This window comes from Streptomyces sp. NPDC048269 (assembly GCF_040652395.1).
Taxonomy (GTDB): Bacteria; Actinomycetota; Actinomycetes; order Streptomycetales; family Streptomycetaceae; genus Streptomyces.
The window spans coordinates 54357-76994 of the sequence record NZ_JBEZLW010000010.1; the positions used below are offsets into that span (position 1 = coordinate 54357).

24 protein-coding genes are annotated in these 22638 nt (G+C 71.7%); 7 read left to right on the forward strand and 17 right to left on the reverse strand.

Annotated features, from left to right (window positions below; all coding sequences use genetic code 11):
• The first annotated feature begins 9 nt into the window (after positions 1-9).
• A complete protein-coding gene (locus AB0D48_RS13930) occupies positions 10-717 on the forward strand; it encodes an ester cyclase (RefSeq protein ID WP_362395086.1) in 708 nt (235 codons plus the stop codon).
• A gap of 85 nt (positions 718-802) precedes the next feature.
• Here the strand turns inward: AB0D48_RS13930 and groL are convergent, their stop codons facing one another.
• Together groL and groES are read right to left on the reverse strand one after the other, a co-directional pair.
• Positions 803-2431, reverse strand: a complete 1629-nt coding sequence (groL, locus tag AB0D48_RS13935) for a chaperonin GroEL (protein ID WP_362395089.1) — start codon at positions 2429-2431, stop codon at positions 803-805.
• A gap of 136 nt (positions 2432-2567) precedes the next feature.
• Positions 2568-2876, reverse strand: a complete 309-nt coding sequence (groES, locus tag AB0D48_RS13940; protein ID WP_030230757.1) for a co-chaperone GroES — start codon at positions 2874-2876, stop codon at positions 2568-2570.
• 272 nt (positions 2877-3148) lie between these two features.
• On the opposite strand from groES, the gene AB0D48_RS13945 reads away from it, so the two are divergent.
• Positions 3149-3547, forward strand: a complete 399-nt coding sequence (locus AB0D48_RS13945; RefSeq protein WP_362395092.1) for a hypothetical protein — start codon at positions 3149-3151, stop codon at positions 3545-3547.
• Positions 3535-4935 (forward strand): FtsW/RodA/SpoVE family cell cycle protein, encoded by a 1401-nt coding sequence (locus tag AB0D48_RS13950; RefSeq protein ID WP_362395095.1) that lies wholly within the window; start codon positions 3535-3537, stop codon positions 4933-4935. Before AB0D48_RS13945 ends, AB0D48_RS13950 begins: the two co-directional genes overlap by 13 nt.
• 37 nt (positions 4936-4972) lie before the next feature.
• Here AB0D48_RS13950 and AB0D48_RS13955 read toward each other — a convergent pair whose 3' ends face one another.
• Both AB0D48_RS13955 and AB0D48_RS13960 read right to left on the reverse strand, forming a co-directional pair.
• Positions 4973-5866, reverse strand: coding sequence for a polysaccharide deacetylase family protein (locus AB0D48_RS13955; RefSeq protein WP_362395097.1), 894 nt, complete (start codon positions 5864-5866; stop codon positions 4973-4975).
• Positions 5863-6735 carry a polysaccharide deacetylase family protein gene (locus AB0D48_RS13960; protein ID WP_362395100.1) on the reverse strand — a complete coding sequence of 291 codons (873 nt, stop codon included), beginning with the start codon at positions 6733-6735 and terminating at the stop codon, positions 5863-5865. Before AB0D48_RS13960 ends, AB0D48_RS13955 begins: the two co-directional genes overlap by 4 nt.
• 190 nt (positions 6736-6925) lie before the next feature.
• Here AB0D48_RS13960 and AB0D48_RS13965 point away from each other — a divergent pair, with 190 nt between their 5' ends.
• Complete coding sequence (locus AB0D48_RS13965; protein ID WP_362395103.1) at positions 6926-8113, forward strand: methyltransferase domain-containing protein; 1188 nt, start codon at positions 6926-6928, stop codon at positions 8111-8113.
• Here AB0D48_RS13965 and AB0D48_RS13970 read toward each other — a convergent pair.
• From AB0D48_RS13970 to tsaB, 5 genes are read right to left on the reverse strand one after another with little or no spacing between them, the layout of a single operon-like run.
• A complete protein-coding gene (locus tag AB0D48_RS13970; RefSeq protein WP_362395105.1) occupies positions 8103-8723 on the reverse strand; it encodes a hypothetical protein in 621 nt (206 codons plus the stop codon). The two genes, AB0D48_RS13965 and AB0D48_RS13970, sit on opposite strands and share 11 nt — an antisense overlap.
• 52 nt (positions 8724-8775) lie before the next feature.
• The gene (locus tag AB0D48_RS13975) at positions 8776-9048 is read right to left on the reverse strand and encodes a hypothetical protein (protein ID WP_362395108.1); all 273 of its coding nucleotides are present in this window, start codon (positions 9046-9048) and stop codon (positions 8776-8778) included.
• Entirely contained in the window at positions 9045-10178 is a 1134-nt protein-coding gene (gene tsaD / locus AB0D48_RS13980) for a tRNA (adenosine(37)-N6)-threonylcarbamoyltransferase complex transferase subunit TsaD (protein WP_362395111.1), read from the reverse strand. The genes AB0D48_RS13975 and tsaD overlap by 4 nt, the downstream gene beginning before the upstream one ends.
• Positions 10171-10674, reverse strand: a complete 504-nt coding sequence (gene rimI, locus AB0D48_RS13985; protein ID WP_362395470.1) for a ribosomal protein S18-alanine N-acetyltransferase — start codon at positions 10672-10674, stop codon at positions 10171-10173. Before rimI ends, tsaD begins: the two co-directional genes overlap by 8 nt.
• A gap of 29 nt (positions 10675-10703) precedes the next feature.
• Positions 10704-11366 carry a tRNA (adenosine(37)-N6)-threonylcarbamoyltransferase complex dimerization subunit type 1 TsaB gene (tsaB, locus tag AB0D48_RS13990; protein WP_362395114.1) on the reverse strand — a complete coding sequence of 221 codons (663 nt, stop codon included), beginning with the start codon at positions 11364-11366 and terminating at the stop codon, positions 10704-10706.
• A 108-nt stretch (positions 11367-11474) separates the two neighbouring features.
• Between tsaB and AB0D48_RS13995 the strand changes: the two genes are divergently transcribed.
• Positions 11475-12032 (forward strand): hypothetical protein, encoded by a 558-nt coding sequence (locus AB0D48_RS13995; RefSeq protein ID WP_362395117.1) that lies wholly within the window; start codon positions 11475-11477, stop codon positions 12030-12032.
• 55 nt (positions 12033-12087) lie between these two features.
• Here AB0D48_RS13995 and AB0D48_RS14000 read toward each other — a convergent pair whose 3' ends face one another.
• The 8 genes from AB0D48_RS14000 to AB0D48_RS14035 form a co-directional block, all read right to left on the reverse strand.
• On the reverse strand, positions 12088-12276 hold the full coding sequence (locus AB0D48_RS14000; RefSeq protein ID WP_362395120.1) for a hypothetical protein: 189 nt from the start codon (positions 12274-12276) through the stop codon (positions 12088-12090).
• Positions 12277-12392: 116 nt separating this feature from the next.
• Positions 12393-12965: a tRNA (adenosine(37)-N6)-threonylcarbamoyltransferase complex ATPase subunit type 1 TsaE gene (gene tsaE / locus AB0D48_RS14005; protein ID WP_362395123.1), complete on the reverse strand. Its 573-nt coding sequence runs from the start codon at positions 12963-12965 to the stop codon at positions 12393-12395.
• Positions 12916-14106 (reverse strand): alpha/beta hydrolase, encoded by a 1191-nt coding sequence (locus AB0D48_RS14010; protein WP_362395126.1) that lies wholly within the window; start codon positions 14104-14106, stop codon positions 12916-12918. The genes tsaE and AB0D48_RS14010 overlap by 50 nt, the downstream gene beginning before the upstream one ends.
• Before the next feature lie 20 nt (positions 14107-14126).
• A complete protein-coding gene (gene alr, locus AB0D48_RS14015) occupies positions 14127-15263 on the reverse strand; it encodes an alanine racemase (RefSeq protein ID WP_362395128.1) in 1137 nt (378 codons plus the stop codon).
• 500 nt (positions 15264-15763) lie between these two features.
• Positions 15764-17152 carry an NAD(P)H-hydrate dehydratase gene (locus tag AB0D48_RS14020; protein ID WP_362395131.1) on the reverse strand — a complete coding sequence of 463 codons (1389 nt, stop codon included), beginning with the start codon at positions 17150-17152 and terminating at the stop codon, positions 15764-15766.
• 26 nt (positions 17153-17178) lie between these two features.
• A complete protein-coding gene (locus AB0D48_RS14025) occupies positions 17179-17547 on the reverse strand; it encodes a holo-ACP synthase (protein WP_362395134.1) in 369 nt (122 codons plus the stop codon).
• 14 nt (positions 17548-17561) lie between these two features.
• Positions 17562-19409 carry a glutamine--fructose-6-phosphate transaminase (isomerizing) gene (glmS, locus tag AB0D48_RS14030; protein ID WP_362395137.1) on the reverse strand — a complete coding sequence of 616 codons (1848 nt, stop codon included), beginning with the start codon at positions 19407-19409 and terminating at the stop codon, positions 17562-17564.
• A 108-nt stretch (positions 19410-19517) separates the two neighbouring features.
• Positions 19518-20294, reverse strand: a complete 777-nt coding sequence (locus AB0D48_RS14035; RefSeq protein WP_362395140.1) for a hypothetical protein — start codon at positions 20292-20294, stop codon at positions 19518-19520.
• 269 nt (positions 20295-20563) lie between these two features.
• Between AB0D48_RS14035 and coaA the strand changes: the two genes are divergently transcribed.
• A complete protein-coding gene (gene coaA / locus AB0D48_RS14040) occupies positions 20564-21613 on the forward strand; it encodes a type I pantothenate kinase (RefSeq protein WP_362395142.1) in 1050 nt (349 codons plus the stop codon).
• Between the two features lie 36 nt (positions 21614-21649).
• Positions 21650-22597 carry a DUF389 domain-containing protein gene (locus tag AB0D48_RS14045; protein WP_362395145.1) on the forward strand — a complete coding sequence of 316 codons (948 nt, stop codon included), beginning with the start codon at positions 21650-21652 and terminating at the stop codon, positions 22595-22597.
• The last annotated feature ends 41 nt before the right edge of the window (positions 22598-22638 follow it).

A 22638-nucleotide genomic window follows, 5' to 3' on the forward strand; every position in this document is an offset into this window, starting at 1 on the left:
GAGACCGCCATGACATTCGTACAGATAATCGATTACAAGACCAGTCGGCAGGATGACCTCAACCAGCTGCTCGACCAGTACGTCTCGCAGAGCCAGGGCAAGCGCACCGTCACCCACAGCATCGTGGGCAGGGACCGCGAGAACGAGAACCACTACGTGGACGTGGTCGAATTCCCCTCGTACGAAGAGGCCATGAAGAACTCTCACCTCCCGGAGACGGACAGGATGTTCCAGGAGATGATGGCCCTCTGTGACGGGATGCCCAGCTTCACCAACCTGGACGTCGTCCGGGACGAGAACCTCAACAAGATGCTCGCGGACCGGATGTTCGACGAGCTGGCCATGACGGGCGACCGTTCCGTCGCCGAGGAGATCTTCGCCTCCGACTACGCCGACCACGACATGGTCAAGGCCGACCCCGACGCCCAGGGGATCGACGCCCTGATGGCGGACCTGAACATGTGGCGGTCCGCTTTCGAGATGTCCTTCACCAAGAACCAGCAAATCGCCGAAGGCGACTTCGTCACCACCCTGTGGACCTGGAACGCGACGCACACGGGTGAGTTCATGGGCCTCGCGCCGACCGGCAAGAAGGTCACCGCTACCGGCTCGACGACGTTCCGCTGCAAGGACGGCATGATCGCCGAGGGCTGGTGGCACTACGACATCATGAGCGTGATGCGGCAGCTGGGCATCATGGAGGGCATGTCGGCCTGACCGCACTCCTCACGACCAAAGGGAAGGCCCCCGTCCCACCGTACGAAACGGTGGGACGGGGGCCTTCCCGCATGCGGCAGCAGCGTCAGTGGCTGTGGCCGTGACCGTGGCTGTGGCCCGCGTCGCCCTCTTCCTCGGCCGGCTTCTCGACGACCAGGGTCTCGGTCGTGAGCAGCAGGGAGGCGATGGAAGCGGCGTTCTCCAGCGCGGAGCGGGTGACCTTCACCGGGTCGATGACGCCGGCCTTGACCAGGTCGCCGTACTCGCCGGTGGCGGCGTTGAAGCCCTGGCCCTTGTCGAGCTCGGCGACCTTCGAGGTGATGACGTAACCCTCGAGACCGGCGTTCTCGGCGATCCAGCGCAGCGGCTCGACGGCGGCGCGGCGCACGACCGCGACACCGGTGGCCTCGTCGCCGGCCAGGCCGAGGTTGCCCTCCAGGACCTTGACGGCGTGGACGAGCGCGGAGCCACCGCCGGAGACGATGCCCTCCTCGACCGCGGCGCGGGTCGCCGAGATGGCGTCCTCGAGACGGTGCTTCTTCTCCTTGAGCTCCACCTCGGTGGCGGCGCCGACCTTGATGACGCAGACGCCGCCGGCGAGCTTCGCCAGGCGCTCCTGCAGCTTCTCGCGGTCCCAGTCGGAGTCCGTGGACTCGATCTCGGCCTTGATCTGGTTGACACGGCCGACGACTTCCTCGTGGCTGCCGCCACCGTCGACGATGGTCGTGTCGTCCTTGGAGATCGTGACGCGGCGGGCGGTGCCCAGTACGTCCAGACCGGCCTGGTCGAGCTTGAGGCCGACCTCCTCGGCGATGACAGTGGCACCGGTGAGGGTGGCCATGTCCTGGAGCATCGCCTTGCGACGGTCACCGAAGCCGGGAGCCTTGACGGCGACCGCGTTGAAGGTGCCGCGGATCTTGTTGACGACGAGGGTGGAGAGCGCCTCGCCCTCGACGTCCTCGGCGATGATCAGCAGCGGCTTGGAGGCGCCGGCCTGGATGACCTTCTCCAGCAGCGGCAGGAGGTCCTGGATGGAGGAGATCTTGCCCTGGTTGATCAGGATGTACGGGTCGTCGAGGACGGCCTCCATACGCTCCTGGTCGGAGACCATGTACGGCGAGAGGTAGCCCTTGTCGAAGGCCATGCCCTCGGTGAACTCCAGCTCCAGGCCGAAGGTGTTGGACTCCTCGACGGTGATGACACCGTCCTTGCCGACCTTGTCCATCGCCTCGGCGATGAGCTCGCCGACCTGCTGGTCCTGCGCGGAGAGCGCGGCCACGGCGGCGATGTCGGACTTGTCCTCAATCGGACGGGCGGTCGCGAGGAGCTCCTCGGAGACGGCCTTGACCGCAGCGTCGATGCCCTTCTTCAGGGCGGCCGGGGACGCGCCCGCGGCGACGTTGCGCAGACCCTCGCGGACCAGCGCCTGGGCCAGCACGGTGGCGGTGGTGGTGCCGTCACCCGCGATGTCGTTGGTCTTGGTCGCCACCTCCTTCACGAGCTGGGCACCCAGGTTCTCGTACGGGTCGTCCAGCTCGACCTCGCGAGCGATGGTGACACCGTCGTTGGTGATGGTGGGCGCGCCGAACTTCTTGTCGATGACGACGTTGCGGCCCTTGGGGCCGATCGTCACCTTGACCGTGTCGGCAAGCTTGTTGACGCCGCGCTCGAGGGCGCGACGGGCGTCCTCGTCGAACTTCAGGATCTTCGGCATGGGAGCGGTTCAGTCCTCTCGTTGCGATCCTCGGCCGCTCACCGCGACCTCCACCGCCTAGAACGAACTACGCCCCTCGTCGCCCGGCATCAGCAGGGTGACCAGGGGCGCAGCTCAAATCAAAACTGGAAGCGAATTACTTCTCGACGATCGCGAGCACGTCGCGAGCCGAGAGGACGAGGTACTCCTCGCCGCTGTACTTCACTTCGGTGCCGCCGTACTTGCTGTACAGCACGATGTCGCCGACGCTGACGTCCAGCGGGAGACGCTGGCCGTCCTCGAACCGGCCCGGGCCCACGGCGAGGACGACGCCCTCCTGGGGCTTCTCCTTCGCGGTGTCCGGGATGACCAGGCCGGAGGCCGTGGTCTGCTCGGCGTCGAGCGGCTGGACCACAATGCGGTCCTCGAGCGGCTTGATGGCAACCTTGGAGCTGGCGGTCGTCACGATCCGACCTCCCCCTTCGGAGATCCGGGGTTAACTGTCTGAGGTGGCGACCAGGTCGATCCGTCGTCGCGGGTGCCGGACCTGCCTGTCGCTGTGTTGGCACTCACCAGGGGCGAGTGCCAGGTGCGAGACTATTCCGGCGATTAGCACTCGGTCAAGCGGAGTGCCAATTTTCGCCGCCGGGCGTTGCGCGGATCAGGCCGCGGAGCCCGGGAGACCGGGGTCGGCGCCCGTCCGGATCATCAGCCGAACAGGTGCTTTGCGCCGGGTATGTGACGCTTGGGGGCCCGCGCATCCTCGTGATCGAAGCGGCCGCGGCCGACCCGGTGAAGCCGATCGGGCTGATCGGCGCCGCGGAGCAGGACGTGGTGACCGAGGAGGTCTGGGACCTGCTGTCGTTCGCGCGGCAGGCGAAGAACCCCTCCGGCGGAAAAGTGCGGTGCACGGCACTCCCCCTCGAACGCTCCGCAAGGAACCATGGGGAGGGCATCAACGTCGTAGACGATATGAAGATAAAGCGCCTCATTGCCGAGCAGATCGGGCCCAAGGCCCCTGCGAGCCCGAGCACACCGGGCGCCGCTTCCTCCTCACCGGACGCGGCCCCGCCGCCGTCCTCACCGCCGCCCTCCCCCGCGCCCGCGGACGGTGGCGGCATCCCGTGCGTGGACTGAAACCCCTGACGTCGGCGGGCGCGCGCCGCCGCACCGAGGCGCTGCTCCTGGTCTTCGTCGTCGCGATCGCCGTCTTCGGCCACGCCGCAGCGGGCCTCGCGATGAACGACGAGCTGCCGCCCAACCTCGCCGGCTTCACGATCAGCATGACGCTGCTGTCGCTGGTGGGTCACCTGGGCGTGCGCCGCTTCGCCGCCTACGCGGATCCGCTGATCTTCCCCCTGGCCATGCTGCTGACCGGGCTGGGGCTGGTGCTGCTGCACCGGCTCGACCAGGGGTACATCGAGCGGTACAACTCGGAGGCCAACGCGCCGGAGCAGCTGATGTGGACGGTGGTCGGGGTCGCCGCCTGCATCCTGGTGCTGGCGCTGCTGCGCGACCACCGGCTGCTGCAGCGCTTCATCTACATCACGATGGCGCTGGCGCTGGTGCTGCTGATCGCACCGGCGTTCTTCGGCGCCGACACCTACGGCGCGAAGCGCTGGATCAAACTCTTCGGCTTCTCACTGCAGCCCGGCGAGTTCGTGAAGATCATGATCGCGGTCTTCTTCGCGGGGTACCTCGTCATCCACCGCGACTCGCTGGCCCTGACCGGCCGCAAGTTCCTGGGCATGCGGCTGCCCCCGATGCGCCAGCTCGGCCCCATCGTGACGGTGTGGATCGTGTCGATGCTGGTGCTGGTCTTCGAGCGCGACCTCGGCACCTCGCTGATCTTCTTCGGCGTGTTCGTGGTGATGCTCTACGTCGCCACCGAGCGCACCAGCTGGATCGTGTGCGGGGTGCTCATGGCCGCGGCGGGCGCCTTCGTCGTGGGCTCGACGGAACCGCACGTCAAGGCGCGGGTGGCGGCCTGGCTGGAGCCGCTGTCCTACTACTGGGAGAACCGGCCTCCCGGGGTCACGTCGGACCAGTCGGCGCAGGCCCTGTTCAGCTTCGGCACCGGCGGGATCTCGGGCACGGGCCTCGGCCTGGGCCACCCCGAGCTGATCGCGTTCGCCGGCCGCAGCGACTTCATCCTCACCACGGTGGGTGAGGAACTCGGCCTGGCCGGGGTCATGGCCGTACTGATCCTGTACGCCCTCCTCGTGCAGCGGGGGCTCCGGATGGCACTCGGCGCCCGCGACCCCTTCGGCAAGCTCCTCGCCGTGGGCCTCGCCTCGGCGCTGGCCCTGCAGGTCTTCGTGGTCGCGGGCGGCGTGACGGGCCTGATCCCCCTGACGGGCAAGGCGCTGCCGTTCCTGGCCAAGGGCGGCTCGTCCCTGCTGGCCAACTGGATCATGATCGCCCTGCTGCTGCGCATCAGCGACAGCGCGGAACGCCAACGCGAGGCGGACGCCCGCGGGCCGGCGGAAACGACTATCACGCCGGTGGTGTCGAGCACGGGGTAGGAGCGGGTGACTCCGGGGCTCCGGGCTCCGGGCGCTCTTACAGGTAGTCCTCCAGCCGCCCTATCCGGTACCCCTGTTCCTGGATCCGCTGGAGCATCCGTGTCGTCATCTGGGTCTCCGACGTGCCCTTGAGCTCGGACGGACCGCGGAAGTGGGCCAGGATGATGTCGCCCGGCTTGAGGGCGGAGCCCTCGGCGTACTGGAAGTTGTTGATCTGCATCGAGACGCGCCACAGGACCAGGGACGAGACTCCGCACTCCGAGGCGGCCCGGAGGGTGTCGTCGTTGTAGTTCCCGAAAGGCGGGCGGAAGAGCGGCGGGCGGTGGCCGAAGCGCTTCTCCAGGCGTTCCTGCTGGCCGCATATCTCGTGCTTCTGCGCCGCGTAGGACAGGGTCCGCAGGTTCGGGTGCGTCAGCGTGTGGTTGTTCACCGTGCTCACCGAGCCGTTGTCGCGGAGCTTCTCGAAGTGCCCGTAGTCCGAAGAGGCCACATTGTCCGTCAGGAACATGCTGATCGGCAGCTTCAGATCGGCCGCCATCTTCAGGAACTCGGGATCCTTCTCCGCGCCGTCGTCGAAGGTCAGGAAGACGACCTTCTCCCCGGCCGGGACGGGTATTCGGTCGACCACCGGGACCTTGCCCGGGGCCGCCTTCGGTATCGCGGGCTTCTGGGCCGGCTTCGGGGCGTACTCCAGGGGACCCTTCAGGCCCCACTTCCTGTACGCCTCGTCCGAGGCCCCGCCCGCCCCGCCCGTCGGCGACGGCGCGGGAGGCGACTCGGACGCGCCGGGTACGGCCGGTGTCTCCTGCGTCGCCTTCGTCCTCGGCCCCAGCCGTTCGGTGGTGTCCGCGCTGTCCCCGCACCCCGTCAGGGACAGCGCGAGCGCGCCGGCCGCCAGCGTTCCGGCTACCAACCGGCGCGCGTGCTTCACAGATAGTCCTCCAGGCGAGCCACGGCGTACCCCTTGTCCGTGACGGTCTTCATGACATGACGGATCATGTCAGGCATCGTGCCCTTCCAGTCCTCCTTGCCCCGGAAATGCGTGAGGATGATGTCGCCGGGGTGCAGATCGCGGTCCCACTCCCGGTAGTCCATCCGGTTCGGGAAGGCCTCGGCGTTCCACAGCGGGACCGCCTTGATGCCGCAGGACTTCGCCGCGCGCAGCGTGTCCTGGTTGTAGTTGCCGTACGGCGGCCGGAAGAGGGTCGGCCGCTTGCCGAACTGCTTCTGGATCGTGTCCTGCTGGCCGCAGATCTCCTCGCGCTGCTGCTCGTACGACAGGCCCGGCATGTAGCGGTGGTTGAGCGTGTGGTTGTTCAGGGTGACGCCGGTGGCCTGCATCGCCTTGAAGTACGGGTAGTTGTCGCGAACGATGTAGTCGCTGAGGAAGGCCGTGTACGGGATCTTCAGCTCCTGCATCATCTTCAGGAACTCGGGATCCTTCTCCGCGCCGTCGTCGATCGTCAGGAAGACGACCTTGTCCTCCGTCGGGACGGTGGTGAAGACGTGCGGGTACTCCTCCTGGTCCTCGACCTCGAAGCCGTCGCGGGTGGTGATCTCGGGCTTCTTCTTGGGCGCCGCCGGGGCCGTCAGCGGCGTCTTGGCCAGCTTCCACCTCTTCGCCGCGGCGATGCGCGCCTGCTGGGCCGCCTTGGCCTTCTCGGCGGCACTGAGCGCGCCGGCCGCGCCGGCCTCCGCACCCTTGGCGGCCTTCGTCTTCTCGGCCTTCCCCGGTGCGCCGGACTCCCCGGAGCCGCACGCCGTGCCGAGGGCGGCTACGAGCAGGGCGGCCACGGCCACCCCGAACCGGCCGCGCGGACCCGCCGCGTACCGGTGACCGTGTTGCCTCTTATCTTCCTTTTGTCGTACTAGCTGCATAGCTGCGCATCCTGGCACCCGACACGCAGGCTTCCCGGACGACACCGCGAGCGGAATCCGACCTTCCATCGACTGGCCCACACCGGCCGGCCCGGTCGCCGACAATGGACCCGTGACCCCCGAAGACTTCGCCGCCCTCCTCACTCCCGAGGGGCACGCCCTCCTCGACTCGCTCCGCGACCACGACCCGGCGCAGGAGCTGGCCGTCGCCACCCGGCTGCGCCGCGAGCACCCCGCCGAGCTGGTCTCCGCCGCGCTCGGGCAGGCCCGGCTGCGGCAGCGCGCGGTGGCGAAGTTCGGCGCCGAGGACGCCTTCCGGATGTACTTCACCCCCGGCGGCGGCGAGATGGCCACCCGGGCGTCGGTGGCCTCGTACCGCGCCGAGCGGCTCGCCGACCTCGGCGTCCGCAGCCTCGCCGACCTGTGCTGCGGCATCGGCGGGGACGCCCTCGCCCTCGCGCGGCTCGGCATCCGGGTGCTCGCCGTCGACCACGACCCGCTGACCGTGGCCGTCGCGCGGGCCAACGCCGAGGCGCTGGGGCTGGCGGACCTGATCGAGGTCCGGGAGGCGGACGTGACGGGCGTGGACGTGTCCTCGTACGACGCCGTCTTCATCGACCCGGCCCGGCGCGGGGGACGCGGCCGGATCTTCGACCCGGAGTCGTACTCGCCGCCGCTGTCGTGGGCCGTGGAGACGGCCCGTACGGCGAAGTACGCCGCCATCAAGATTGCTCCGGGGATCCCGCACGAGGCGGTCCCTGCCGAGGCCGAGGCCGAGTGGATCTCCGACCAGGGGGACGTCAAGGAGGCCGTGCTCTGGTTCGGCACCGCGCCCGGCACCGTACGCGCCACCCTGCTGCCCGGGCCGCGCGCCCTGCACACCACCGACCCGCTGCCCGACCCGGAGGCCGGGCCGGTCGGCCGCTGGCTGTACGAGCCCGACGGCGCCGTCATCCGCGCGCATCTCGTCGCCGAGGTCGCCGAGCAGTTGGACGGCCGGCTGATCGACCCGACCATCGCCTACATCACCGCCGACGAGCTGCGCGCGACGCCGTACGCGACGGCGTACGAGATCACCGACGTGCTGCCCTTCGGCCTGAAGAAGCTGAAGGCCCTGCTGCGCGAACGCGGGGTCGGCATCCTGACCGTGAAGAAGCGCGGCTCCGCGATCGAGCCCGAGGAGCTGCGCAAGAAGGTCAAGCCGCAGGGGCCGAACTCGGCGACGGTCTTCCTGACCCGGGTGGCGGGCGCCCCGTCGATGCTGATCGGCGCACCGGCGAAGGCGGCTCCTACGGCGTAGGCCCGCCGAAGACCCGCATGGCCCAGCGGTAGTGCGCGCCCGCCTTGCAGAGTCCCAGCAGTCCCGTGATCCACAGGATCATGCCGAGGCCCATGTAGTACGCGATCTCGCCGTACTTCCCGTCGACCACCGGGACCGATACCGCGGTCCCGAAGGTCAGGAACAGTCCCGCCACGGCCATCGCGAAGGAGGCGAGCAGCCAGACCAGGCTCAGGCCCGGCGCGCGCACCCGGGAGTCGGCGGCCGGATCCCGGTCCGACTCCACCCACGCGTACAGCAGCCTGCGCACCTGGCGGTCCCGCCGGGCGCCCCACGCGAACCAGAACCCGGCCGGGAGCAGCACACCGGTGCCGAGCACCGCGAAGACGACGCCGAGACCGTACGAGACCACGTCGCCCTCCTCGAAGGCCATCAGGCCCATGGCGACGAAGGTCCAGCCGAGAGCGAAGACGGCCGAGACGGCCCAGAGCAGCAACAGACGGCCGATGCCCAGGCTCCGGCGGCCCAACTCCCGCAGGATGCGCGCGCGGTCGGCCCGTACGGCGCTCTCGTCCAGCCAGGCGCGCACGTGCGCGGGGGGCGGTGGAGGCGGGAGATCACGGCGAGGCATGCACATGACCATAGCCTCACCGCGCCCCGGCCCGGGAGCCGGACCGGGCCGGTCAGCCGCCGGTGACCTCCACCGACTCGAAGCGCCAGCGGTGCACTGCCCGCGCGATCAAGTCGGCTGCGGGCTCGGGGAGTTCGGGCAGATCAGCCGCCACCCCCTCGGCCGCCTCCCACCAGGTGACCACGAGGACCCGGTCCTGCGGGGCGCGGAACACCTCGCGGCGCACCGGCTCCCGGGCGAGGACCTGCGAACGGGCCCACTCCAGCAGTTCGTTGCCCCGGCCGTCGGCGGCCCGGGCCTCCCACATCAGCGCGACGGTGCTCATGAGTACAGGTTGTCCTTGCTCAACTCGTGCACGTGGTCGTGGTCGTGGCCGTGGCTGTGCCCGTGGTCGTGCCCGTGGGCGTCAGCGGTGCCCGGCACGTGCGGGTCCGTCACAGGCAGCGAGGAGTCCGCCGACAGGTCCCAGTCCGAGGCCCGCCGGTTCCGCTTGACCATCTCCGCGCCCAGCGCCGCCACCATCGCGCCGTTGTCGGTGCACAGCTTCGGCCGCGGAACCCGCAGGATGATGCCCGCGTCGTCGCACCGCTCCTGCGCCAGCGAGCGCAGCCGCGAATTGGCGGCCACACCGCCGCCGATCATCAGGTGGTCGACGCCCTCGTCCTTGCACGCCCGGATCGCCTTGCGTGTCAGCACGTCCACCACGGCCTCCTGGAAGGACGCCGCCACATCGCGCACCGGCACCTCCTCGCCCGCGTTCCGCTTCGCCTCGATCCAGCGGGCGACCGCCGTCTTCAGCCCGGAGAAGGAGAAGTCGTACGCGGGGTCGCGCGAGCCCGTCAGACCGCGCGGGAAGTTGATCGCCTTCGGGTCGCCCTCGCGCGCGAGCCGGTCGATGACCGGACCGCCGGGGAAGCCCAGCTGGAGCACCCGCGCGATCTTGTCGAAGGCCTCGCCCGCGGCGTCGTCGATGGTCGCGCCGAGCGGCCGTACGTCGGAGGTGATGTCGGGGGCCAGCAGCAGCGAGGAGTGCCCGCCGGACACCAGGAGCGCCATCGTCGGCTCCGGCAGCGGACCGTGCTCCAGCTGGTCCACGCAGATGTGCGAGGCCAGGTGGTTGACCCCGTACAGCGGCTTGCCCAGGGCGTACGCGTAGGCCTTGGCGGCCGAGGTGCCCACCAGGAGCGCCCCCGCGAGGCCGGGCCCCGCCGTGACCGCGATGCCGTCGAGGTCGCGGGCGCTGACCCCGGCCTCCTTCAGGGCGCGCTCGATGGTGGGGACCATCGCCTCCAGGTGGGCGCGCGACGCCACCTCGGGCACGACCCCGCCGAAGCGCGCGTGCTCGTCGACGCTCGACGCGATCGCGTCCGCGAGGAGGGTGGTGCCGCGGACGATGCCGACGCCGGTCTCGTCGCAGGAGGTCTCGATGCCGAGGACGAGAGGTTCGTCAGCCATTGCTCTCACTGCTCTCAGTTCGTGCTTGTGCGGGGTCGGTCAGTCGCATGACGAGCGCGTCGACGTTGCCGGGCTGGTAGTAGCCGCGCCGGAAGCCGATGGGCTCGAAGCCGAAGCGCTCGTAGAGCTTCTGGGCGCGGGTGTTGTCCACCCGTACCTCCAGCAGCACCTCGGCGCACTCGAAGGCGGTGGCCGCGCGCAGCAGGTCGGTCAGGAGCCGGGCGCCGAGCCCGGTCCCCCACTGGTCGCGGGCGGCCGCGATGGTCTGTACGTCGGCCAGGTCGCCGGCGGCGGCCAGCCCGGCGTAGCCCACCAGCCGGCCGGTCCCCGCGGTGCGGCCGCTGTCGGGAAACGCCTCGGCCACCACGTAGCGGCGGGTGGCCCGCGGGCCGCGGGCGTGGGCGAGCTCGGACCAGAACATGCCGGCGGACCAGGCGTCCTCGGGGAACAGCTCGTGCTCCAGCTCCAGCACCGGCTCGATGTCCCACCAGCGCATCTCGCGGAGTACGACGTCAGGGGCGGCCGTCACTGCGGGGTGACCACCTTGTAGTTCTTGGGCACCTGCGCGTCGGGCCGACGCAGGTAGAGGGGGGTCGGCGGAAGGAACTCCCCCCCGACCGCGAGCCGTTCCGCGGCGAGGGAGGCCAGCGCGGCGGCCGACTGGTGCTCGGGTCCGCGCGCGTCCGGGAACACCTCCGGGTACAGCAGCGCGCCCTGGCCCACCGCCGGGAGGCCCGCGACCTGCTCGGCGATGTCGGCGGGCCGGTCCACGGCCGGCTCTCCGACCCGGGTCCGCGGGTCCTCGTAGCGCGCCCAGTAGACCTCCTTGCGCCGCGCGTCGGTGGCGACGGTGAAGGGGCCCTCGATCCCGGCGGCCCCCGCGGCGTAGGCGAGGCCGTCGAGGGTGCACAGGCCGTGCACGGGCACGCCCAGCACGGAGGCGAAGGTGGAGGCGGTGACGAGGCCGACGCGCAGACCGGTGTAGGGGCCGGGGCCGACGCCGACGACGATGCCGGTGACGGCTTCGAGCTTCAGCCCGGCCTCGGCGAGGACTTTGTCGACGGAGGGCAGGAGCAGCTCCCCGTGGCGGCGGGCGTCGACCTGGTTCGACTCGGCGAGGACGGACTCGCCGTCGTGCAGGGCGACGGTGACGGCGGGCGTGGCGGTATCTACAGCGAGCAAGAGCACGCGAACAGCCTACGACTCCGGAACCCCAAGGGTTTGCGGGCGGTTGCGGAGCGGGCCTGCTGCTACCTTTCGACCAGGTGTCCAGGCAGCGCGGAGAGGTGGAGCAAGGTGTCACGCAGCAGCTCGGGAATCGTGGCCGGGCTCACCGCCGCGGCAGTGGCCGCGGTCGGCTTCCTCGGCTACCAGGCATCCGCGACGGCGCCCGCACGCCCCCCGAAGGCGGCCGCGCAGGCCCCGGCCCCCGCCCCGAGCCAGTCCGCCGCCAAGCAGGATCCGGCGAAGCCGGTGCCCGTGCCGGAGGGATCGGGCACCGGGGTGCGCGTCGTGTACTCGGTGGGTCAGAAGCGCGTGTGGCTGGTGGGCGACGCCGGTCAGCAGCCGAAGTCGTTCACGGTGATGCCGAGCACGGTGCACCCGAAGGCGGGCAGCTACCAGGTCGGCTCGCGCTCGGGCGCGGTCACCGGCTCGGACGGGGTGCCGATCGAGCACGTCGTGCGGTTCGCCACCGTCGAGGGGGTGGCGGTCGGCTTCAGCGCCCGCGCGGACGGCGCCACACCGGAGCCCGACCCGAACAAGAAGACCGGCGGCATCCGCATGACGAAGGCCGACGGAGACGCGATGTGGGCCTTCGCGACGATCAACTCGAAGGTCGTCGTCGTTCCCTGAGGGCGCCGTTTCACCCGTAAGAGCGCAGACCCGTACGAGCGCAGCGCCCGTCCGCTCAGGCCGCTTCGGATTCCGGAGCGGCCTGTTCGCGTTCGCCGCCGTCCGGCCCGCCCGCGTCCGCCGGCAGGTGTTCGCGCGCGGGCGGCGTCGAGACGGCGGTGGCGGCCAGGCCGGCGGCGAGCAGCGCCCGCATCGACACGGCGGACGGGCGGGGTTCGCACTGCGCTCCTGATGGTGCCGACATGGCTGCCTCCTGGGCCCCGGCACGCCGAACTTAGGCATGCCTAAGAAACTCTCGGTACCATGTCATCACGCGCGCCGCCGCGGGCGCAATATCTTGCCGACGAGTTGTCGGTACGTTTACTCCGAGAGGGCGCCTGCCAGCGCGTCCAGCCCGGCCCCGCCGGCCCAGCGCGCCCCGACCCCGCGGACGGACACCTGCCGTACGTCGTCCAGGACCTCCTCGTGGCCGACCGCCCGGGCGATCACCACGTGCAGCCGGTCGTCGGAGAGCTCCTCCACCTTGCCGTCGCCCCACTCCACGACCACGACGGACTCGGGCAGCGAGACGTCGAGGTCCAGGTCCTCCATCTCGTCCAGCCCGCCGCCCAGCCGGTACGCGTCCACGTGCACCAGCGCCGGTCCGCCGCCCAGCGGGGGATGTACGCGGGCGATCACGAAGGTCGGCGAGGTCACGGCCCCGCGCACGCCCAGGCCCTCGCCGAGCCCGCGGGTCAGCGTGGTCTTGCCCGCACCCAGCTCGCCTGTGAGCAGGACGAGGTCGCCCGGGCGCAGCAGGCCGGCGAGCCTGCGGCCCAGGTCGCGCATCGCGTCCGGGGAGTCGACGGTGATCCGGGCCTCGGCCCCGGCGCCGGCGCCTGCCTCAGGCCCCGGTGCCTGGCTGCGCTGTGCTTCCAGCGGTACTTCTTCCATGCCCGCCAACGTTAGTCGGTGCGGCGCCCGGCACCGCGCCCGTGCGCGCCAGCAGCTCGGTCAGCAGCCGCGTCACCGTCTCCGGGTACTCCAGCATCATCAGGTGTCCGGCGGACTCCAGGACCACCAGCTCGGCGCTCGGCAGCGCCTCCTTGATGGCCAGGCTGTGCCCGGCCGGGGTGATCATGTCCTTGTCCCCGGCGATGACGGTGACGGGGATGTCCGCGAACCGCTGGAGCGCGGCGGTCTTGTCGTGGGTCTGGAAGACCGGGTAGAACTCGGCGACCACGTCGATCGGGGTGGCCTCGATGAGCCGTTCCGCGAAGCGCGCGACGGCCGGGTCCACGTCCCGGGAACCGAACGAATACATCTTGATCATGCCGGCGAAGAGGTCGGCGGTGGCCCTGCGGCCCTTCTCCACCAGCTCCACCTGCGAGCCGAGCGCCTTGAGCACGCCCGGCAGGATGCGGCGCACGGCACCGAGTCCCACGGAGGGCAGCCCGTACGTCACCTCGTCGAGGCGGCCGCTGGAGGTGCCGACCAGGGCGACGCCGACGACGCGGTCGCGTACGAGGTCGGGGAACTGCTCCGCGAATCCCATGATGGTCATACCGCCCATCGAGTGACCCACGAGGATCAGCGGGCCCTCCGGCGCGGCGGCGTCGACGACGGCCTTCAGGTCGCGGCCGAGCTGCTCGATGGTCACCGGATCGCCGTCCGCCTGGGCCAGGCCGCGGGCGCTGCGGCCGTGGCTGCGCTGGTCCCAGTAGACCGAGCGGGCCACCCCGCGCAGGGCGGCGCGCTGGAAGTGCCAGGAGTCCTGGCCGAGGCAGTAGCCGTGGCAGAAGACGACCGTGGCCTGCGGGGCGGGCTTGCGGCGCAGTCGCGACCGCGGCCGCTTGTTCTCCTCGGGGAGCTCGTCGACCTCGTAATAGAGCTCGGTGGCGTCCTCTGCCTGGCAGGTCCCCTGCGTCCCGCGCAGGGACCCGTAGTCGCCCGCGGCGTCGAGGGCGAGGCGCGCCTTCATGCGTATGCCGCGCCCGACGGTGATCCGTTCGACCGCGACACCGGCAGCCGCGCCCGCGGCTATCACGCCGATGGCGGCCCCGGCCCAGCCGGCCTTGCGCCAGTTCTCGCTCACGCCGCCGCCCTCACTCCGTCTCAGGCGCCCAGGTACACCCGGGGCACGCGCCCTCCGATACGGGTGACGATCTCATACGCGATCGTGTCGGACGCTTGAGCCCAGTCCTCGGCGGTGGGCTCGCCGCGCTCCGCGTCCCCGAAGATGACGGCCACGTCGCCCGCCGCGGCCGTGTCGCCGTCCAGGTCGACCACGAACTGGTCCATGGCCACGCGCCCGGCCACATGGCGGATCCTGCCGCCGACGAGTACCGGACCGCGCCCGGAGGCGTGCCGCGGGATGCCGTCCGCGTAACCGGCCGGGACCAGCGCGAGGGTGGTCTCGGCGTCGGTGACGTAGTGGTGCCCGTAGCTCACGCCGTGCCCGGCCGGGACGGTCTTGACCAGCGCGAGGGAGGCCTTGAGGGCCATTGCGGGCCGCAGGCCCAGCTCGGCCGGGGTGCCGAGCTCGGGCGCGGGCGAGACCCCGTAGACGGCCAGGCCGGGGCGGACCAGGTCGAAGTGGGACTCGGGAAGGGTGAGGGTGGCGGGCGAGTTGGCCATGTGCCGCACCTCGGGCTCGACGCCCTCCTTCTCGGCGTAGGCGAGCATGTCGCGGAAGGCGGTGAGCTGGAGCTGGATGGACGGATGCCCGGGCTCGTCGGCGCAGGCGAAGTGCGACCAGAGGCCGGTGACCCGGACGGTGCCCTCGGCCTGGGCGGCGACGGCCGCCCCCACGAGCTCCGCCCAGTCGGCGGGCTGGCAGCCGTTGCGGCCGAGTCCGGTGTCGGCCTTGAGCTGGATCCTGGCGGGCCGGCCCGCCGCCCTGGCGGCTTCCCGTACCTCGTCCAGGGCCCACATCCCGCTGACCGAGACGTCGAGGTCGGCCTCGACGGCTTCCCGCCAGGGCCCGCCGGGGGTCCACAGCCAGCACATGATCCGGCCTTCGACGCCGGCGGCGCGCAGCGCGAGCGCCTCGTCGGGCGTGGCGGTACCGAGCCAGGTGGCGCCGGCCTCCTGGGCGGCCTTGGCGCAGGCCAGGGCCCCGTGCCCGTAGGCGTCCGCCTTGACGACGGCCATCAGCTCGGACCGGGGCGCCCGCTCGCGCAGCGCGCGCACGTTCCCCCGCACGGCGTCAAGGTCGATCTCGGCGTACACACGCATCGGTGTCTCGTTCATCCCCCACAGTCTCTCAGAACCCCCACCTGCCCCTGGTCGGGGCGCTCCACGGGTCCCCGGGCTCCGCCCGGACCGCCGCCCCAAACGCCGGCGCGGCTCACCGACCGGGGCTCCGCCCCCTGCCCCGCGCCTCAACCGCCGGCGGGGCTGGATTTCGCCTCGGCCGCACCCGCACCCGCGACCCGTCGGATTGACCTGCCCTCCGGGCACTCCGCTTCGCGGCCCGGGGCGAGGCCCCGACCTCCAGCAGCCGGACACATGCCAGCCCCGCCGGCGTCTGAGGCGCGCGGGGCACGGGGCGGAACCCCGACCTTCGGCCCTGCCGGGCACATCCCAGCCCCGCCGGGCACATCCCAGCCCCGCCGGCGCTTGAGGCGCGGGGCGCGGGGCGGAGCCCCGGTCTGTCAGCCCCGCCGCACACCCCAGCCCCGTCGGCGCTTGAGGCGCGGGTCGGGGCCGGCGGGTCCCGGCAGCGGCGCTGCCGGGACCCGGCGGCCCCGTCACGGCCGGCGGGCGTCGCGCCACGCGGCGGGGAGGGCGGCGGCCACGTCCTGGGCCAGCAGGGGCCCGCCGGCGAGCCTGGCCGCCAGGCCGTGGAGGTACGCCGCCACCGAGCCGGCGTCCGGCCCCGACAGTCCGGTCGCCAGCAGGGCACCGGCCAGCCCGGACAGCACGTCCCCGCTCCCGGCCGTGGCCAGCCACGGAGTCCCGGTCGGGTTCACCCGGACGGGCGAACCCCCGGAGGCGACCAGCGTCGTCGAGCCCTTCAGCAGCACCGCCGCCCCGTACCGGCCGGAAAGCCGCCGGGCCGCGTCCAGCCGCCCCGCCTCCACCGACTCCCGTGAGACCCCCAGCAGCGCCGCCGCCTCCCCCGCGTGCGGGGTCAGCAGGGTCGGTGCCGTCCGGGCCCGCAGCACCTCGGCGTCCAGCCCGCGCAGCCCGTCCGCGTCGACCAGTACCGGCACGTCCTGCGCCAGCAGATCCGCGACCTCCCCGCCGCGCCCCTCCCCCAGCCCCGGCCCGACCACCCACGCCTGCACCCGGCCCCGCCCGATCAGCGTCTCGGGAAAGCGCGCGAGCACGGCCTCCGCCGCCGGCCCCACGTACCGCACCGCGCCCGCGCCGCCGCGCAGGGCGCCCGCCACGGCCAGCACGGCCGCGCCCGGGTACTGGAGGGACCCGGCGGCGATCCCGACCACGCCCCGCCGGTACTTGTCGCTCGACGCCGTCGGCACCGGCAGCAGCCCCGCCACGTCCGCGTGCTGCAGGGCCTCCACGGCGGGCCCGGACAGCTCCAGCCCGATGTCCACCAGGTGCACCACACCCGCCCGCGAGGCGCCGGGATCGATCAGCAGCCCGGGCTTGTACGCCCCGAAGGTCACCGTCACATCGGCCGTGACGGCCGGCCCCGCCACCTCCCCGGTGTCCGCGTCGACCCCGCTCGGCAGGTCCACGGCGACCACGGGGACTCCTCGCGGGATCCGCTCCACCAGCGCGGCGGCCGCCGGCCGCAGCCCGCCCCGCCCGCCGATCCCGAGCAGCCCGTCCACCACGAGGTCCGCCCGCTGCGGGACGTCCGGCTCGATCCGCCCGCCGGCGGCCCGCAGCGCGGCGAGCCCGCCCGCGTGCATCCGCTCGGGGTCCATCGGCACCGCCGTGACCCGGGCCCCGCGCCGGGCGAGGCGCGCCCCGGCGTGGAGCGCGTCGCCGCCGTTGTCGCCGGGCCCGACGAGCAGGACGACCCGCCCGCCGTAGACCCTCGGCAACAGCCCCGCGCAGACGGCGGCCAGGCCGGCCGCGGCCCGCTGCATCAGGGCGCCCTCGGGCAGCCGGGCCATCAGCTCGCGCTCGGCTGCCCGTACGGTCTCCACGCTGTAAGCAGTACGCATGGCACCAGCCTGCCCGACGAGGGCGCCTATCCCTCGGCGATGACCACGGCGGAGGCCACACCGGCGTCGTGGCTCAGCGAGATGTGCCAGGACTTCACGCCGAGCTCCAGCGCGCGCGCCTCGACCGTCCCGGACACCCGCAGCCGCGGCTGCCCCGAGTCCTCGACATACACCTCGGCGTCGGTCCACAGCAGCCCGGCGGGCGCGCCGAGCGCCTTGGCCAGCGCTTCCTTGGCCGCGAACCGGGCGGCGAGGGAGGCGGTCCCGCGCCGCTCACCGCTCGGCAGCGTCAACTCGGCGTCGAGGAACAGCCGCTGCGCCAGGTTCGGCGTCCGCTCCAGCGCCTCGCCGAACCGCCCGATCTCCGCGACGTCGATCCCCACGCCGATAATCACAACGACAACCCCGCCTACTCCACCGTCACGGACTTAGCGAGGTTACGCGGCTGGTCCACCTCGTTCCCCCGCGCCGTCGCCAACTCACACGCGAACACCTGCAGCGGCACCGTCGCCACCAGCGGCTGGAGCAGCGTCGGCGTGGCCGGGATCCGGATCAGGTGGTCGGCGTACGGGACGACCGCCTCGTCACCCTCCTCCGCGATCACGATGGTCCGCGCCCCGCGCGCCCTGATCTCCTGGATGTTCGACACGATCTTGTCGTGGAGCACCGACCGCCCGCGCGGCGACGGGACGACCACCACCACCGGCAGGTCCTCCTCGATCAGCGCGATCGGCCCGTGCTTGAGCTCGCCCGCCGCGAAGCCCTCGGCGTGCATGTACGCCAGCTCCTTGAGCTTGAGCGCGCCCTCCAGCGCCACCGGGTACCCCACGTGGCGCCCGAGGAACAGCACGGTGTTCTTGTCGGCGAGGGACCGCGCGAGCGCGCGTACCGGCTCCATCGTCTCCAGTACGGTGTCCACCGCCGCGGCGATGTCCGACAGCTCGCGGATCACCGCCTCGATCTCGTCGCCCCACTTCGTGCCCCGTACCTGCCCGAGGTACAGCGCGACGAGGTAGCAGGCCACCAGCTGCGTCAGGAACGCCTTGGTCGAGGCGACGGCCACCTCGGGCCCGGCGTGCGTGTACAGCACGGCATCGGACTCGCGCGGGATCGTCGAGCCGTTCGTGTTGCAGATGGCCAGCACCTTGGCGCCCTGCTCGCGCGCGTGCCGCAGCGCCATCAGGGTGTCCATGGTCTCGCCGGACTGCGAGATCGCGATCACCAGCGTCCGCTGGTCCAGGATCGGGTCGCGATAGCGGAACTCGCTCGCCAGCTCCGTCTCGCACGGGATGCGGGTCCAGTGCTCGATGGCCAGCTTCGCGATCATGGCCGCGTGGTACGCCGTACCGCACGCCACGATCACGACCTTGTCGACCTCCCTGAGCACCGAGACGGGGATGCGCACCTCGTCCAGGGTCAGCGAGCCGCTCGCGTCGATCCTGCCCAGGAGGGTGTCGGCGACGGCCTTCGGCTGCTCGGCGATCTCCTTGAGCATGAAGTAGTCATACCCCCCCTTCTCGGCCGCCGAGGCGTCCCAGTCCACGTGGTACGCCCGCACGGGCGCGGGCGAACCGCCGAAGTCGGTCACCGTGACCCCGTCGCGGCGGAGTTCGACGACCTGGTCCTGCCCCAGCTCGATCGCGGACCGGGTGTGGGCGATGAACGCGGCCACGTCCGAGGCGAGGAAGTTCTCTCCCTCTCCAACGCCCACCACCAGGGGCGAGTTCCGGCGCGCGCCGACCACCACGTCCGGCTCGTCGGCGTGCACCGCGACGAGCGTGAAGGCACCTTCCAGCCGCCGGCACACGTGCCGCATCGCCGCCGCCAGGTCCCCGGTCACCGCGAACTGCTCGGCGAGCAGGTGCGCCACCACCTCGGTGTCCGTCTCGGACTCCAGCCGGTGCCCGCGCTCGGCCAGTTCGGCGCGCAGCGCGGCGAAGTTCTCGATGATGCCGTTGTGCACGACGGCCACCCGCCCGGAGTTGTCCAGGTGGGGATGGGCGTTGACGTCGGTGGGGCCCCCGTGGGTGGCCCACCGGGTGTGCCCGAGCCCGGTGCACCCGGTCGGCGGCGGGTTGCCGACCAGCTCTTTCTCCAGATTGACGAGCTTCCCGGCCTTCTTCACGGAGGTCAGGCCCCCGTCGGAGAGCACGGCGACGCCCGCCGAGTCGTAGCCGCGGTATTCCAGCCGCTTGAGTCCGGCGATGACGACATCGAGCGCCGACTGCGCTCCCACGTAACCCACAATTCCGCACATAGGCCGCAGCGTACGCCGAAGTTGGCCGCCTGCCCCGTACCTGAACAAGACGAAAACCCCGCCCCGGCGAATGCGCCGGAGCGGGGTTGACGCCTCGCCGGTTAGGGCTCAGCCGAGCTTCTTGATCTGCGCGTCGACGACGGCCTTCGGCTGCTCGGCGGTGCCGGCCAGGCTCAGGGCCGAGAAGGTGGCGAGGGTGTTGCCCTTGCGGACGACCACGAGCTCCATGGTCATCACGTCGCCGTCCGCGTCACCCGTCACGGTGTACGCGACGGCCTCGTCGCCCGCGGTGACGGCAGCGCCCGGGGCCACCTTCGTGATCTTGAGGGAGTCGCCGCCCTGGCCACCGGTGTAACCACCGGCGCAGGCCGTGCCCGCGGTCTTCACCGCAGCGAAGGCCTCCTCCGCGCCCTTGCCCTCGTACGAGGCGAGGGTGACCGAGGTGGCGGTGGCGCCCAGGGCGCCCATGGCGGCCTTGGCCTTCTCCTCGGGGCTGGCGTTCGCGGCGGGCTCCTTGCCCTTGGCGACGGCCTTGGTCCGGGCCGTGCCCGCGGCGGTGCCGACCGGGTTCATGGACTGCGACGAGACCAGCGGCTGGCACTGCTGCTTGTCGCTCTTGGCACCGGCCGCGGCAGCCGCCTCAGCGGCGGTGGCCTCCTTGACGACGTGGTCCGGAAGGTCGGCCTGGACCACGATCACACCGGCCAGCTCGGCGTTCGTCTTCGCCTTGGCGGCCGGGGCGGCCGGGGCCGACGAGGACGCGGGGGCCGACGGCTTGGCGTCGGCCTTGGTGTCGGCCTTGTCGCTGCCACAGGCGGTGGCCAGCAGGGCCAGGGACACCGCGGACGCGGTCAGGACGGTACGACGGACAAGAGCGGTGCGCACGAAAGGTCTCCCCCATGGAACTCAACGGATTCAGGGCAGCGCGAAAGGGTTTCTCGGAGCTGCGGTGATCCACAATGTACGGGCCTTTCGATCACCCGATCAGGATTTTTCGCGTCCGGTCACGGATCGTGACCAGGGCGAGACCCGACTGTTCCGAATCGAGACCGCACCCGCCACAACCCGGGGCCGGCCCGGTCCCGGCCCCCGCCCCCTCCGCACGTGACCGACCACACCACCCACAACAGCTCCCGAGCCCCGACAATGGCGGTGTGATCACTTCGCCGCCACGAAGCAGCACGCCGGACAGCGCAACGGAGCGCAACGGCCGGGACGGGCACCCCACGCGCCCCGCCCACCGCCGGGGCCCCGAGCCCTCGCCGTACGTCGACCTCACCCGTGCCGAGTGGAGCGCCCTGCGCGAGCGGACCCCGCTGCCCCTCACGGCCGACGAGGTCGAGCGGCTCCGCGGCCTCGGCGACGTCATCGACCTCGACGAGGTCCGCGACGTCTACCTGCCGCTGTCCCGCCTCCTGAACCTGTACGTCGGCGCCACCAGCAACCTCCGGGGCACCCTCAACACCTTCCTCGGCGACGCGGGCAACGGCCACGGCGCCCAGCAGGGCACCCCCTTCGTCATAGGGGTCGCCGGCTCGGTCGCCGTCGGCAAGTCCACCGTGGCCCGCCTGCTCCAGGCCCTCCTCGCCCGCTGGCCCGAGCACCCGCGCGTGGAGCTCGTCACCACCGACGGGTTCCTCTACCCGATGAAGGAGCTCCAGCGGCGCGGCCTCACCTCCCGCAAGGGCTTCCCCGAGTCCTACGACCGCCGCGCGCTCACCCGCTTCGTCGCCGACATCAAGGCCGGCAAGGACGAGGTCCGGGCCCCGGTCTACTCGCACCTGATCTACGACATCGTGCCGGGCGAGGAACTCGTGGTACGCCGCCCGGACATCCTCATCGTCGAGGGCCTCAACGTCCTCCAGCCGGCCCTGCCCGGCAAGGACGGCCGGACCCGCGTCGGCCTCGCCGACTACTTCGACTTCAGCGTGTACGTGGACGCGCGCCCCGAGGACATCGAGCGCTGGTACCTGGGCCGCTTCCGGAAGCTGCGCGAGACCGCCTTCCAGAATCCTTTCTCCTACTTCCGCAAGTACACCCAGGTCTCCGAGGAGGAGGCCATGGAGTACGCGCAGACGATGTGGCGGACCGTCAACAAGCCCAACCTGCTGGAGAACGTGGCCCCCACCCGCGGCCGCGCCACGCTGGTCGTGCGCAAGGGACCGGACCACAAGGTGCAGAAGCTGAGCCTGCGCAAGCTCTGAGAGGTTTTCCGCGCGGACAGCCCTTAGGGTGCGGGCATGCTGCATCTACGGATGATCACGCCGCCCGACCGGACGGAGGCGGTGGTGGAGATCGTCGAGCGGACGGTCGGCACCACCCACCTGGCCGTACTGAAGGGTGCGGCGCGGGTGCCGCCGGGCGACCTCGTCCTGTGTGACGTCGCCCGCGAGGCCGGGGACGAACTGCTCCACGAGCTCCAGGCGCTGGGCATCGACGAGGACGGCTCGATCGCCGTCGAGGACATCGACCTGTCCCTGTCGAAGCGGGCCGACGAGGCCGAGGAGGAGGCCCCGGGCGAGGCAGCCGACGCGGTGCTGTGGGAGCAGCTGACCGATGCCACCCACGAGGAGTCCACCCTCAGCATCACGTACAGCGCCTTCATGATCCTCGCGACCATGATCGCTGCCTGCGGCGTGATGCTGGACAACGCGATCCTGATCGTGGGCGCGATGGCGGTCGGCCCCGAGTTCGGCCCCCTCGCCGGGGTGTGCGTCGGGGTCGTGCAGCGCGAGCGGCGGCTCGCCCTGCGCTCCATGGCCGCGCTGCTGATCGGCTTCGCGGCGGCGATCGTCGCCACCACCGTCTTCAGTCTCGGCATGGACGCGATCGGGCAGTTCCACGCGGGAATGCTGGACACGCCCCGCCCCAACACGGGCTTCATCTGGCAGCCGGACCCGTTCTCGTTCGTGGTCTCGCTGCTGGCCGGCATGGCCGGGGTGCTCTCGCTGACCTCCGCGAAGTCCGGGGCGCTGGTCGGCGTGGCCATCTCGGTGACCACCGTCCCGGCCGGCGCGAACGCCGCCGTGGCCCTCAGCTACGGGCAGTTCTCCCAGATGTGGGGGTCGATGGAGCAGCTGCTGCTGAACCTGGGCGGGATCATGCTCGCGGGTGTCCTGACCCTGTACGGGCAGAAGGCGCTGTGGCGGACCCAGCGCGGCCGCTGGGTCCGCCGGCCGAAGACCTGAGGCGCGGCGCCTCCGGCCGAAGACCCGAGGCGCGGCCCCGG

Excerpts from the sequence above, each read along its gene's own strand:
- AB0D48_RS14000 (WP_362395120.1), bottom strand. The coding sequence starts at position 12,276 with ATGTCGGCACCATCAGGAGCGCAGTGCGAACCCCGCCCGTCCGCCGTG.
- rimI (WP_362395470.1), bottom strand. The coding sequence starts at position 10,674 with ATGCGCTGGTGGGACATCGAGCCGGTGCTGGAGCTGGAGCACGAGCTG.
- AB0D48_RS14045 (WP_362395145.1), top strand. The coding sequence starts at position 21,650 with ATGCTGCATCTACGGATGATCACGCCGCCCGACCGGACGGAGGCGGTG.
- AB0D48_RS13975 (WP_362395108.1), bottom strand. The coding sequence starts at position 9,048 with ATGAGCACCGTCGCGCTGATGTGGGAGGCCCGGGCCGCCGACGGCCGG.
- AB0D48_RS13930 (WP_362395086.1), top strand. The coding sequence starts at position 10 with ATGACATTCGTACAGATAATCGATTACAAGACCAGTCGGCAGGATGAC.
- alr (WP_362395128.1), bottom strand. The coding sequence starts at position 15,263 with ATGAACGAGACACCGATGCGTGTGTACGCCGAGATCGACCTTGACGCC.
- AB0D48_RS14020 (WP_362395131.1), bottom strand. The coding sequence starts at position 17,152 with ATGCGTACTGCTTACAGCGTGGAGACCGTACGGGCAGCCGAGCGCGAG.
- tsaE (WP_362395123.1), bottom strand. The coding sequence starts at position 12,965 with ATGGAAGAAGTACCGCTGGAAGCACAGCGCAGCCAGGCACCGGGGCCT.
- AB0D48_RS13970 (WP_362395105.1), bottom strand. The coding sequence starts at position 8,723 with ATGCCTCGCCGTGATCTCCCGCCTCCACCGCCCCCCGCGCACGTGCGC.
- glmS (WP_362395137.1), bottom strand. The coding sequence starts at position 19,409 with ATGTGCGGAATTGTGGGTTACGTGGGAGCGCAGTCGGCGCTCGATGTC.
- groL (WP_362395089.1), bottom strand. The coding sequence starts at position 2,431 with ATGCCGAAGATCCTGAAGTTCGACGAGGACGCCCGTCGCGCCCTCGAG.
- tsaD (WP_362395111.1), bottom strand. The coding sequence starts at position 10,178 with ATGGCTGACGAACCTCTCGTCCTCGGCATCGAGACCTCCTGCGACGAG.